The sequence below is a fragment of the Bacteroides sp. 2_2_4 genome (genome assembly GCF_000157055.1).
GTDB classification, from domain to species: Bacteria; Bacteroidota; Bacteroidia; order Bacteroidales; family Bacteroidaceae; genus Bacteroides; species Bacteroides ovatus.
The window spans coordinates 369,559-382,509 of sequence record NZ_EQ973361.1; the positions used below are offsets into that span (position 1 = coordinate 369,559).

General features: G+C 46.2%; 13 protein-coding genes. 5 read left to right on the top strand and 8 right to left on the bottom strand.

From position 1 onward, the window contains the following. Positions 1–47 precede the first annotated feature (47 nt). Entirely contained in the window at positions 48–896 is an 849-nt protein-coding gene (locus BSCG_RS11280) for a helix-turn-helix domain-containing protein (RefSeq protein ID WP_008776334.1), read from the bottom strand. Between the two features lie 158 nt (positions 897–1,054). Between BSCG_RS11280 and BSCG_RS11275 the strand changes: the two genes are divergently transcribed. Genes BSCG_RS11275 through BSCG_RS11260 form a run of 4 tightly spaced genes read left to right on the top strand, consistent with a single transcriptional unit; the run spans position 1,055 to position 7,499 of the window. Next, complete coding sequence (locus BSCG_RS11275; RefSeq protein WP_004296740.1) at positions 1,055–2,257, top strand: efflux RND transporter periplasmic adaptor subunit; 1,203 nt, start codon at positions 1,055–1,057, stop codon at positions 2,255–2,257. Positions 2,258–2,275: 18 nt separating this feature from the next. After that, positions 2,276–5,473 (top strand): efflux RND transporter permease subunit, encoded by a 3,198-nt coding sequence (locus BSCG_RS11270; protein ID WP_004296741.1) that lies wholly within the window; start codon positions 2,276–2,278, stop codon positions 5,471–5,473. Positions 5,474–5,515: 42 nt separating this feature from the next. Then, complete coding sequence (locus tag BSCG_RS11265; RefSeq protein WP_008776336.1) at positions 5,516–6,880, top strand: TolC family protein; 1,365 nt, start codon at positions 5,516–5,518, stop codon at positions 6,878–6,880. Positions 6,881–6,890: 10 nt separating this feature from the next. Beyond that, positions 6,891–7,499: a TetR/AcrR family transcriptional regulator gene (locus BSCG_RS11260; protein WP_004321749.1), complete on the top strand. Its 609-nt coding sequence runs from the start codon at positions 6,891–6,893 to the stop codon at positions 7,497–7,499. 103 nt (positions 7,500–7,602) lie between these two features. Here BSCG_RS11260 and BSCG_RS11255 read toward each other — a convergent pair whose 3' ends face one another. The 6 genes from BSCG_RS11255 to BSCG_RS11230 form a co-directional block, all read right to left on the bottom strand. After that, positions 7,603–8,526: an Rpn family recombination-promoting nuclease/putative transposase gene (locus BSCG_RS11255; protein WP_083793666.1), complete on the bottom strand. Its 924-nt coding sequence runs from the start codon at positions 8,524–8,526 to the stop codon at positions 7,603–7,605. A gap of 109 nt (positions 8,527–8,635) precedes the next feature. Further along, on the bottom strand, positions 8,636–9,628 hold the full coding sequence (locus BSCG_RS11250) for a DUF4373 domain-containing protein (protein ID WP_004296747.1): 993 nt from the start codon (positions 9,626–9,628) through the stop codon (positions 8,636–8,638). Between the two features lie 33 nt (positions 9,629–9,661). Further along, entirely contained in the window at positions 9,662–10,105 is a 444-nt protein-coding gene (locus BSCG_RS11245) for an N-acetylmuramoyl-L-alanine amidase (RefSeq protein WP_004296748.1), read from the bottom strand. Next, positions 10,102–10,863 carry an HNH endonuclease gene (locus BSCG_RS11240; protein WP_004296749.1) on the bottom strand — a complete coding sequence of 254 codons (762 nt, stop codon included), beginning with the start codon at positions 10,861–10,863 and terminating at the stop codon, positions 10,102–10,104. Before BSCG_RS11240 ends, BSCG_RS11245 begins: the two co-directional genes overlap by 4 nt. Positions 10,864–10,956: 93 nt before the next feature. Continuing rightward, positions 10,957–11,187 (bottom strand): hypothetical protein, encoded by a 231-nt coding sequence (locus BSCG_RS11235; RefSeq protein ID WP_004296750.1) that lies wholly within the window; start codon positions 11,185–11,187, stop codon positions 10,957–10,959. A 2-nt stretch (positions 11,188–11,189) separates the two neighbouring features. Next, the gene (locus BSCG_RS11230; RefSeq protein WP_004296751.1) at positions 11,190–11,552 is read right to left on the bottom strand and encodes an SH3 beta-barrel fold-containing protein; all 363 of its coding nucleotides are present in this window, start codon (positions 11,550–11,552) and stop codon (positions 11,190–11,192) included. Between the two features lie 357 nt (positions 11,553–11,909). Between BSCG_RS11230 and BSCG_RS11225 the strand changes: the two genes are divergently transcribed. Continuing rightward, complete coding sequence (locus BSCG_RS11225) at positions 11,910–12,380, top strand: hypothetical protein (protein ID WP_004296754.1); 471 nt, start codon at positions 11,910–11,912, stop codon at positions 12,378–12,380. Positions 12,381–12,398: 18 nt separating this feature from the next. On the opposite strand, the gene BSCG_RS28825 is transcribed toward BSCG_RS11225, so the two are convergent. Further along, on the bottom strand, positions 12,399–12,623 hold the full coding sequence (locus tag BSCG_RS28825) for a carboxypeptidase-like regulatory domain-containing protein (protein ID WP_004310107.1): 225 nt from the start codon (positions 12,621–12,623) through the stop codon (positions 12,399–12,401). Positions 12,624–12,951 lie beyond the last annotated feature (328 nt).

Genomic DNA, 12,951 nt, shown 5'->3' on the forward strand with positions numbered 1-12,951 from the left:
CGTAATCCGTGCCTAATAATCTAATAATAAAAGATTATTTTACTTGATTAGATAGAATACTTACTCTGATACTCTTTCGGCGACATTCCCTCGTGCCGTTTGAAGTACCTTCCTAAATACGACTGATCGGGAAAACCAAGTCGGTCGGCTATTTCCTGAATCGTCAGTCCGGTGGATTGAAGCAACACTTTTATCTCCAGGATGGCAAAGTCGTCGATAATCTTTTTGGCAGCCTCGCCCGTCACGCTTTTGCAAATACCTGTCAGGTATTTGGTGGAGATACACAGTTTGCTGGCGTAGAAAGTCACTTCCCGTTGTGAGATACAGTTTTCATGTACCAGTGCGATGAAATTCTTAAAGATTTCATCCTGCCGGCTTCCTCCTTCGATTTCCTGTCGGTCGAAGTAGCGGTAACACTTATCATAAATATCCAGCATAAACGACTGGAGATGATTTTTGGCGATCTGGTTGCGGAAACGGTTTTCACGATCGTTGTATATAGCTGTTGTGGCACGCATTAACCCGTTGATTGCTCCTGTGCTTTCATCCTTGAGTGTATAGCACGGTTTTTCTTTGATGAACCGGAAGAAGATCGGATCGAAACGGAGGCAGGCTTCGCGAAACATTTCTTTGGGAAATCCGAAGAAAGAAGCTGTGAAATCGCTGCTGTTGCCATTGATGCGGATAATCGTTCCCGGCAAGAGCACGATTTGAGTGTTTTCTACTATTTCATAGTCTTTCAGGTCGATTGTGACGTGTGCCCATCCGCTTCTGCAAAAATAGATGGCACCCCCTTCCAGTTTCCACAGGCGTTGCATAATTGGAGACAGGTTTTCGTCCATTCCGGCAACGAACGGTTCATGAAGTATGGCTAGGCTAGAGTTTTTTGATTCCATTGTTGTTCTTATTTTGGGTACAAAAATAGGACTTTTTCACTAAATATCGGTTTTAATGTTCCTAAAATGAACAAAACTGAAGATACTAAGTCCAGTTTCCTATGAAGAAAACAGTCTACCTTTGCCGCGTTCAAAAATAGTTAAATAGGTAACAGAAAATGAGTAAAAAGGTATGTAAAGTGAAGCAAGGGCTATTGTTGCTCTGCTGTATGGTAGCTGCTACGGGCTGTAAACAAGCTCCTCCGGCACAAATGGAAACAGAATACGAAGTGATGACCGTTTCTCCGGCCGACCGGATGATTTCAAGCGCCTACTCGGCGACCATCCGCGGACGTCAGGATATTGATATTTACCCCCAGGTAAGTGGTACGCTGACTAAAGTCTGTGTAACGGAAGGGCAGCGTGTAAAGAACGGACAGACATTGTTCATCATCGACCAAGTGCCGTATGAAGCTGCTTTGCAGACGGCAGTGGCAAACGTTGAATCGGCCAAGGCCTCTCTGGCTACAGCGCAACTGACGTATGACAGTAAAGAGGAACTGTATAAAGAGAACGTAATTTCCTCTTTCGATTTGAGTACGGCAAAAAACTCCCTGTTGGCTGCCAAAGCACAGTTGGCACAGGCCAAGGCGCAGGAAGTGAGTGCCCGCAATAATCTTTCTTATACGGTTGTGAAAAGTCCGGCCGACGGAGTGGTAGGCACGTTGCCTTACCGTGTAGGAGCTTTGGTTAGTTCCGCTCTTGCCCAGCCGTTGACTACCGTTTCCGACAATTCGGATATGTACGTCTACTTCTCCATGACGGAAAACCAATTACTGGGACTGATCCGCCAATACGGTTCTAAAGAGGAAGCATTGAAAAATATGCCTGCCATCGACCTGCAACTGAACGATAAGTCAGCCTACTCCGAACGGGGACAGATTGAATCTATCAGCGGAGTGATCGACCGTTCGACGGGTACGGTCAGCCTGCGTGCAGTTTTCCCGAACAAGGAAGGATTGCTGCATAGCGGTGGTGCGGGTAATGTGATTGTTCCTGTTCAAAAAACAGCTGCGCTGACCATTCCACAGGCTGCCACTTTCGAAATACAAGATAAGAGATATGTCTATAAGGTAGTGGACGGCAAGGCTCAATCCAGCCAGGTACAAGTGACCCGTGTCAATGGCGGTCGGGAATTTATTGTAGATGAAGGATTGGCACCGGGAGATGTGATCGTGGCAGAAGGAGTAGGTTTGCTTCGTGAAGGTACTCCGGTCAAGGCAAAGGCTGCTCAAACTCCAGTGGCAGGAGTGACAAATGCTAATCAATCCTCATCAACAGAGACAACAACGAAGTCTCCGGCAACTACTACTGAAAATTAAACCAAGGAGGAATCATTCATGAATTTAAGAACCTTTATAGAACGCCCCGTATTATCGGCAGTCATCTCTATCACGATTGTCGTAGTGGGTATCATCGGGCTGTTCAGCTTGCCCGTTGAGCAGTATCCCGATATTGCTCCGCCTACCATTATGGTGAGTACCACCTATTATGGCGCCAGTGCGGAAACATTGCAGAAGAGTGTTATTGCGCCTTTGGAAGAGGCGATCAACGGAGTGGAAGACATGACCTACATGACTTCCTCCGCCACCAATTCCGGTTCGGTGAGCATCACCGTCTATTTTAAGCAGGGCACAGACCCCGATATGGCGGCTGTCAACGTGCAGAACCGTGTATCACGTGCTACGGGACAACTTCCGGCGGAGGTAACCCAGGTCGGTGTGACCACTTCCAAGCGTCAGACGAGTATTCTGCAGATGTTCTCATTGTATAGTCCGGACGACAGTTACGACGAGAACTTCCTGTCCAACTATATCAGCATCAACCTGAAACCGCAGATTCTTCGTATCTCCGGTGTGGGCGACCTGATGATTATGGGCGGTGAATATAGTATGCGTGTATGGATGAAACCGGACGTGATGGCACAGTACAAACTGATTCCGTCCGATATCACCGGTGTGCTTGCCGAGCAGAATATCGAATCGGCTACCGGTTCGTTCGGTGAAAATTCCGATGAGACTTATCAGTATACGATGAAGTACACCGGACGTCTCATTACTCCCGAAGAATTCGGGGATATCGTCATCCGTTCCACCGACAATGGCGAAGTCTTGAAACTGAAAGACGTTGCCGATATCCAACTGGGACAGGACAGCTACGCTTACCACGGTGGTATGGACGGTCATCCGGGTGTATCCTGTATGGTGTTCCAGACGGCAGGTTCCAATGCGACCGAAGTAAACCAGAATATCGACAAACTCCTCGAAGAGGCAAGTAAAGACCTTCCGAAAGGCGTGGAACTGACGCAGATGATGAGCTCCAACGACTTCCTGTTCGCTTCCATTCATGAGGTGGTGAAAACGTTGATCGAGGCTATCATCCTGGTTATCCTTGTGGTGTACGTCTTCTTGCAGGACTTCCGTTCTACATTGATTCCGCTGGTCGGAATTGTGGTTTCCCTGGTGGGTACGTTTGCTTTCATGGCGATAGCCGGATTCAGTATCAACCTGCTGACCCTGTTTGCGCTAGTGCTCGTTATCGGTACGGTGGTGGATGATGCCATTATTGTCGTCGAGGCGGTGCAGGCGCGGTTCGATGTGGGCTACAGGTCGTCATATATGGCAAGTATCGACGCTATGAAAGGTATCAGTAATGCCGTTATCACCTCTTCGCTGGTGTTTATGGCGGTGTTCATTCCGGTGTCCTTCATGGGCGGCACTTCCGGTACGTTCTATACCCAGTTCGGTTTGACGATGGCGGTTGCGGTAGGTATCTCCGCTATTAACGCGTTGACTTTGAGTCCGGCTTTGTGTGCATTGCTGCTGAAACCTTATATTAATGAAGACGGAACGCAGAAGAACAACTTTGCGGCACGCTTCCGTAAGGCTTTCAATTCGGCTTTCGATATGATGGTGGATAAATATAAGACGATTGTATTGTTCTTTATCAAGCGCAGATGGTTGACATGGTCGTTGCTGGCTTGTTCCGTGGTATTGCTTGTGTTACTGATGAATAACACGAAGACCAGTCTGGTACCCGACGAGGATCAGGGTGTTATTTTCGTCAATGTGAGTACAGCGGCAGGCAGTTCGCTGACAACGACGGATAAGGTGATGGAACGTATCGAAAAACGCCTGATAGAAATACCTCAACTGAAACACGTGCAGAAAGTGGCCGGTTACGGATTGTTGGCAGGACAGGGTAGTTCGTTCGGTATGTTGATTCTCAAACTGAAACCGTGGGACGAACGTCCGGGTGATGAGGACAATGTGCAGTCGGTGATCGGTCAGGTATATGCGCGTACGGCTGATATCAAGGATGCCAGTGTGTTCGCCATCTCTCCGGGTATGATTCCGGGTTACGGTATGGGTAATGCGCTCGAACTCCACATGCAGGATAAGATGGGCGGTGATATGAACGAGTTCTTCACCACCACCCAGCAATACTTGGGAGCTTTGAACCAGCGGCCTGAAATATCGATGGCTTATTCGACGTTCGACGTTCGCTATCCGCAGTGGACGGTAGAGGTGGATGCGGCTAAATGTAAGCGTGCAGGTATCACGCCCGACGCTGTGTTGAGTACGCTGTCCGGTTATTACGGTGGGCAGTATGTGTCCAATTTCAACCGTTTCTCTAAAGTGTACCGTGTTATGATTCAGGCCGATCCGGTGTTCCGTTTGGACGAAACTTCCCTCGATAATGCTTTTGTGCGTATGTCGAATGGAGAGATGGCGCCATTGAGCCAGTTCGTTACGCTGACCCGTAGCTACGGTGCGGAATCGTTGAGCCGTTTCAATATGTATAACTCCATTGCGGTAAATGCGATGCCGGCCGACGGATATAGTACGGGAGACGCCATCAAGGCTGTGCAGGAAACTGCCGAACAGTCTCTTCCGAAAGGCTATGGCTATGATTACGGAGGTATCACCCGTGAGGAAAACCAGCAGAGCGGTACGACGATCATTATTTTCGGTATCTGCTTCCTGATGATTTACCTTATTTTGAGTGCGCTTTATGAGAGCTTCATTATTCCGTTCGCTGTGCTTTTGAGTGTGCCTTGCGGATTGATGGGTAGCTTCCTTTTCGCCTGGATGTTCGGACTGGAGAATAATATTTATCTGCAAACAGGTTTGATTATGTTGATCGGTCTGCTGGCGAAGACGGCTATTTTGCTGACGGAATATGCTGCCGAACGTCGTAAAGCAGGTATGGGGCTGATTGCTTCTGCGGTCAGTGCGGCTAAAGCCCGTCTGCGTCCGATTCTGATGACGGCATTGACGATGATTTTCGGTCTGTTCCCGTTGATGATGTCAAGTGGAGTGGGAGCCAACGGTAACCGTTCATTGGGTACGGGTGTAGTAGGTGGTATGACCATCGGTACGTTGGCGTTGCTCTTCATCGTGCCTACTTTGTTTATTGCTTTCCAGTGGTTGCAGGAACGTTTGCGTCCCGTGCAGAGCGTCCCGACGCATGACTGGCAGATTGAAGAAGAAATCAAAGTGAGCGAGGAAGAAAAATCTAAAGCTGGAAAAGAATAATTGATGATTAAAGGTTTTAGACCTGAATTAAAATAAGAACTAATGAGAAAAATAATCATTCTGTCCGCAGCAACGCTTATATTGAGTAGTTGCGGTATCTACAATAAATACAAACCGGTATCGGAAGTTCCCGAAGGACTTTACGGCAGCGAGTCTGTTGCTGCCACCGATACGGCAAACTTCGGTAACCTCTCGTGGCGGGAGGTCTTTACCGACCCTTATCTGCAGAATTTGGTGGATTCGGCACTCTTGCGCAACACCGATATGCAGACTGCCCATTTGCGTGTGAAAGAAGCGGAAGCCACGCTGTTGACGTCCAAACTGTCTTATCTGCCTTCTTTGTTTCTGGCACCAGAAGGAGCTGTCAGCAGCTTCGACCGTGGAAAGGCTACACAAACTTATTCGCTGCCCGTGACTGCTTCGTGGGAACTGGATATTTTTGGAAAGGTGACAACAGCGAAACGTCGTGCGAAAGCTGCCTACGAACAGAGCAAGGAATATGAACAGGCTGTCAAGACGCAGTTAGTAGCATCCGTTGCCAATACGTATTACACCTTGCTGATGCTCGATTCGCAGTATGAGATAGCTGTGGCTACCGAAGCTGCCTGGAAAGAAAGTGTAAATGCCACCCGTGCCATGAAAAAGGCCGGGATGGTGAATGAGGCCGGACTGGCGCAGACGGAGGCTACCTACTTCAATATATGTACCACCGTACTCGACCTGAAAGAGCAAATCAATCAGGCGGAAAATTCACTGGCACTTTTACTGGCAGAAACTCCTCACAAAATACAGCGTGGCAAATTGGGAAATCAACAGTTGCCGGAAAACTTCTCCGTGGGTGTTCCCTTACAGATGCTTGCCAACCGTCCTGACGTGCGTAGCGCAGAATTTTCGTTGGCACAGGCTTTCTATACCACGAATGCCGCCCGTGCCGCTTTCTATCCTTCCATCACGTTGAGCGGCAGTGCAGGATGGACCAACAGTGCAGGGAGCATGATTGTCAACCCGGGTAAGTTCCTGGCCTCCGCCGTGGCTTCCCTGACGCAGCCTTTGTTTAATAAAGGAGCGAACATCGCCCAACTGAAAATAGCGAAAGCCCAACAGGAGGAAGCCCGCCTTAGTTTCGAACAGACCTTGCTGAACGCAGGCGTGGAAGTGAACGAGGCACTGGTGCAGTACCAGACTGCCCGCGAGAAAGCCGACTACTACAACAAGCAGGTGGCTTCCCTGCAAACAGCAGCCAAAAGCACAAGCCTGTTGATGAAACATGGCAACACCACTTATCTGGAAGTATTGACCGCCCAACAGACGTTGCTCAACGCGCAACTGTCACAAGTAGCGAACCGCTTTACCGAAATCCAGGGCGTAATCACTTTGTATCAGGCATTGGGTGGCGGCCGTATGTAGGGAGGTATGTATGAATCCAGAAACACTGCGTTGCCGGATACTCGACTACACCAAGCGGGAAATGTACCAGCATGGTGCCGACGGGTTGACGATGGATGATATAGCCAGGGGAATGAAGATGTCGAAGCGGACACTCTACAAGCTCTTTCCCAGCAAAACGAGTCTGTTCCGTGTCTGTCTTTCTGATTTTGCCAACGGAATCAGAAGCCGGATCCAGCAAAAACAGATACGGATGGACAGCTCGTGCATGGAGGCACTTTTCATCACAGTGGATGGCTATCTCACCCTGCTTCATTCGCTGGGGAAGAAGTTGCTGATGGATATTGCTACCGACAGGGAATACCGTGCTGCTTTCGAGCGGGAGGAAGCTTTCTGGTTGCAGCAGTTGATTGATGTCTTGACGCATTGTAAGATTTGCGGTTATTTACTTCCCGGAGTCGATCCCGACCGTTTTGCACCGGATTTGCAGGAGGTCATCTACCAGAGCAGCTTGCAAGGCACCCCGTACCTGGTGCAGCGTATGTTGAACTATACGCTTCTGCGGGGGCTTTTTAAGATGGACGGTATCCGTTATATTGACGAACACCTGAAACCTGATAATTTGAATGTTTGTGTATGAAGAGAAAGAGGTGGACTACCCTGCAAAGGGAGCTCACCTCTTTTTATTTTCTTCGTTCGTAAACGGTTGGTTACAAGATAGTGCCTTTATGAATCCGATTACTTTATAACCCTTCGATTATGCTTAAAGGTAAATCGGTACATTCGGCGATAGACTCATTGTCTATCCCTTTGGCTTTCATGTTCCGGGCTATTTTCAGCTGGGCTCTTTGTGTACCTTCTTTCATTCCTTTCTCTATACCTTTCTCCAACCCTTCTTTTATTCCTTTTTGTTCAGCTGCATCCATTGTCACCAAATAATCTCGGTACACTTTGACGCTATTGTCGTATCGCTCCCTGTCTTCCGGAGACATAGAAGCCACATCAGCGATATCTTCCAATTTCTCGAAGACAGCTTTTCGTGCCTTGAACGGCATGCGTTTTAAAGTTTCCATATTATTTAATATATAAATCCAACGTTCAAAATTCGTTTCGCATTCCTCTTCGTTTTTGTTGAAGAGAGGGAGGGCGATAAAGATTTCCCGGAACTTATCCGAGAAGAGTTCTCCTGTTTCCCTGTCACTTAGAATAACATCCGTGCGGAGTTTTATGTTCTTGTCGATAATGAAATTCATCAAGAAAACTCCGTATACGGCTTTTATTTCAAACTTCCATTCATTGCCTACCCTTCCTTGATTGATGATGGCACGCGATAAATAATAAATCGAGCGTTCTTTGAAGTTGCTTTGCATACGGTTCTGCATTTCAACGATGATTTTTTCGCCTGTGTCCGTGGTGCAATATACATCATAGATAATACCTCGTCCTTCCGGATAGAGCGGCAATTGCTCATTATTCAAAAACTGTAAGTCCGTTATCACTCGTTCACCTTCGAGCAGGTCGTTCAGAAATTCGATTAGTAAATCCTTAGACACTTCTCTGCCGAATATTAGTTTGAATCCGTAGTCGGTGAACGGATTGATAAATTTACTCATTGTTTTGGGTCGCTTCTTTTTATGTTTTGCAAAGAGACGTTTCTCTTTATACATAAAAAAGAGGCTTTTTCTTCGTACTACAAAGGTACGATAATTCTTGGTTTTCCATCCCTTTTGCAGTAAAAATAAAAAGGTTCCTTGTTTATAGGCAGACTTTTCCGCTTTATCTTCCCCTGATTAGCTTTTTCAGTGTCCCGTTGTAGGTGTTTTCAAATTCCGTCGGATGATTGAGTGCCCAAAGAATGTAATCACCCGGTTCATTCTTTTTGAGTAGGGTAGGGCGGTATTGGGAACTAAGAATTTTCCATAAAATACCGCCGGGGCCTCCCAATTCTTTACGTCGGGCAAGGGCGACAATCGCTTTTACGGTCTGTTCGTTCCGGATGCCGATAGTTTGCATATTAAGTAGAAGTATAGCTTCCGAGCCTCCTCCCGCTTGCATCCCTTCCGAAACCGTTTCTTTTCCAATCGATTTATCCAAAGACAAACCCTCTACAACGACAGGCGAAGCCTGAAAAACGCTGTTTGACGGAACGGGCGGCATGCTCCTCTCATTCTCCTTTCCGTCTTTTCCTTCCCTCTCTGTCTCTATGTCTTTTTTTATTTCAGGTTTGATTTCATTTTCCATATTCCTTTCCTGTTTACCTTTGATATCTGTATCCGTTTCTTCTTTTGTTTGTGGCATTGTTGTAGCAAATTCATGGGGTTTTGTAACATCTTTGCCGGAGTCATCCGTATTTTCCGGTTCTATTTCACTACTCTCCTCCTTGATAATCCAGAAATGTTCCAGGGGTAATTTATATTTTCTCCGGCTGTCGGTGATGATTTTATGATATTGTTCCTGAATCGCCTGTGAAGTCAGTACGCCATACTCCTTATATATAAGATCATCGAACAGCCCCACTGACAGGCAATCATCAATGATGGCCTGCATTTCCTCCTCCCCGCAACACGCTTCCTGGGCGATGTCGAAAAGAGTGTCTTTGTTCCACAAAATATAATAACCTTTTTCTTTATAGATGAGGCAGAGCAGCGAAGTGAGTGCGGCAATCCCTGCCGCGTGGTGGCGACAGGAGATGCGGCGTACTTTTCTGTCCTGCAGAAAATTGACATCGAGGGGGAAATAATCTAATCCGGGTTTGGAAATGCGGGCCATGATGATAAAATGCTGGTTGTAAATGGTTGATTATTACTGAATAAATTCTGCTTTTACATCGAAGCAGGGGCAAGATTTTATATACTCGTCAGGTGAGATAATGCCGTCTCCATTGAGGTCAGGACTGGTGTCCCGATGCCCTATCACCTGCTTCAGAGAAGGGAAGACAAGGCGCAAATCTTCTACCAGCCGGACGAGCGCTTCACGTTGCGCTTCCGTTCGTGTGTCGGCAGGCCGGCCGTTCCTGTCCAATCCGCCAATGTAGCAGATGCCGATAGACCGATGGTTCCAACCTGTACAATGCGCTCCGTCGAGAGCAACATCTCTTCCCGGTTCTATCGTACCGTCGAGACGGATGACGAAATGATAACCGATAGAACGAAAACCACGTTGACGATGCCAGCGGTCGATGTCGGTAGCGGTAAAATCCTGTCCCGCACGAGTGGCGGAACAGTGGATGATGATCGTGTCTTTCATGGCAGAATCCTCCTTTCCTGTTTGCAGACGGCACGTGAGATAACCCCGAACGCAATAGCCTCCTCTTTGGACAGTTGGCGGTAATATTGCTTTGTTACTGAATGGAGCACCGGAGAGAAGGGAGCATCCATCGGCGGCGTTGTCGTTTGATTAGGCATGGTGGGCCGATTAGGTATTGTCGTCCGATTAAGCACTGTGGTCTGGTTAGGCCTTGTCTGAACCATAATAAAAGCATCTCCCCGATGATGTTGCACACGCAAGGCGTGTTGTTTCACGCGGTCCGGATGCTTTAGTTGGAGGATAAGCCAGTTTCGGTGCGCAGGCTTCAGACGTTCCTCTCTGACCATTTCTTTCATAGACGGGTAGGCACGCAATACTTTCCCCGTTGCATCCGTAACGGCGAAAGGTGTTTGATGAGATCCCACTCCCGTACGTCGTAATCCCGTCCGGATGGCGTGCATCATATTGGTGTATGCATCGCACCATTCGAGGTTTGACACGTGGTTGTTCATCGTATTGCCATCGAGGTGGTTAATCTGTGGCAGCTGCTCCGGGTTGGGGATGAATGCTTTGGCAACCAAACGATGAATTTTGTATTCGATACAAACACCTTTATTCGGCAGTATGACAGTTTCGTAACCGGTCCCCATGATTTTGGCACAAAGGATCAACTTTGATCTGCCCTTGAAACTCAATACCCGTCCGTGATCTGAAATCATATAGTCGGGGTTTTCTTCAATAAATCTCCAATTTTCCATACTTGATATTGATAATGTTAATAAAATTATACTCTGTTAAAAAATAATCGTTTTTCTGAATCATGCGGGGAGAAACGGCGTTTCCTCCATCTGTTAAACGGCGCTTTCTGGTGCGGAGAAACGCTGTGGTCTGTATGTGTTAAACGGCGTTTCTTCCTCCTCCTCCGTATGAGGTTCGAGCCGTTCGGCACAATGAATCAGAAACTCCAGTTCTTCCCGGCAGCCTTGAATGGCCTCGTATAGCGAATCTACGTTATACTGTCTGCAAAGCGCCTCCCATTCTTTTCGTTCCTGCCCGTTCATTCCGTTCTTTTGCAGATTCATTTTTACTTGTTGCTGTCTTGCCCGTCCGTTTCGATATCCAGAAAATTTTCAGCGTGAAAGGTGCGCCAGCCTTTGGCTTCGATATCATAGTAGACAACGAACGTATTTTCCGGTTTGGGTAGATACGGACGGTGGAAACTATGTTCATATCCGGTGAGGGTGCCGGTGGCATGTCGGATGGTTCCATCCTGTTTGGTGTAGCGGAAACAGACATTTCCGTGATGCATCTGCCGGATGAGAGCCCCTATCCGGTGAGCCGTGACGAGTGCATCGTGCCGGTTCATACCGTTGTTTTGCCGGATGACGGCAGCTTGCTTCATTAGCTGTACCCGTTGGAAGGAATGATTTTTTTCAGTTTCAGTCATTTTGATTCGTTTTAATGATTTGATTATGGGGACAAAGGTAGAGAGCAGGTAATGCAAAGGCTGTCCAAGCTTGAACCATAATGAAACGTTGAAACTTTTAGTGCAGGAATGCTTTCTCTTTTTTAGCGCAAATCACAGCTTTTGGAACGAGTGATTTCTTTCCTCTTTGGCAGATTTTATTTCATCTATTTTCTTGATAATACCGGTAAGGTAGAAAATGGGTACCCCAAACCCTCTTTCTTTGTGAAAATATGGATGAAAAATATAGAATGTGTCATGCTTGAACATATATGTTAAAATAAGCATTGTACTTTTGTCGTGAATTTTATATGTAAATATTAAATAAAATGTAAAAAAATGACTAAGGTAGAAAGAGAAGTGGTTTTTAACAGTGAAAATGGTCAGAAAGAAATGACCGGTGTACGTCACAGCGACGATGATGTTAAGAAGAAAGTAATTGATTGTGTTTTTAAGTTGGGGCAACTGAATAATATTCCAGAAAAATATGTTGAAAAGAATTCGGATTGTTCGCGTTCGTCCGTGGGGCGTGTGTACAGGTGTAATTTCGACGGTCGGAGTCCTATACCAAATTGGACAACTATCTTTAATTTTTTCTCTTGTGTGATTGGAAAGGCAACGATTATTGTCAATATTCCGGAGGTGTTGTGCTGGATTCTGAAGCTTTTTCTAGGAGATTCTGCGGATGTAGGCTATACAGTTGATGATAGTCATCATATTCGTATAGATATTCAGTTTCATGACGATAAAACACTGTTCCTGGAGACTGGTGAAAAGGAAGGAAAGGTGAAGAAAAAAGATGGAAAATAGAGGAAAGCGGGAGGGGAATTACCAAGTTCTTGATGAACTTGGTACATTATTGATAACGAACTTTCCATCGAGGTCGGTGGTGGTTCCTATAGATGTACCTTTAACTAAAACGGATGCTCCTATGACGGGCTGGTTGTCTTCCTCGGAGAAGACAACGCCCATTACCTTTCTGGAGGTTTGAGCGATTGCCAGGCTAATGCCTGCTAGCAGGCAGGTTAATAACAGCGTTAGTTTTCTTTTCATATAGTTTTTATATAGTAGAATAGTCTGTTTTGCTATCTTACGATTCGCAAAAGTAACCACTTTTTTAGAAAAACAAAGAAAAATATGAAAAAAATATGAATTTGTGCTGTCGATACAAAATACTTGTAGCAAAAGGACTTAAATACAAGATAAGTACATGAAAGGCGGTTTCTTATTTCTTTTTGGTGATTAATAAACGAAAATAAGTATCTTTTTGATAAATAAATGTGGATAAATTCGTAGATAAGATGTTTAATAACACATAATAATCTGCAAATAAATAATTGCAGGTAGAAAAAAGATAGTTTATTGGACAAAGAAAGAAATT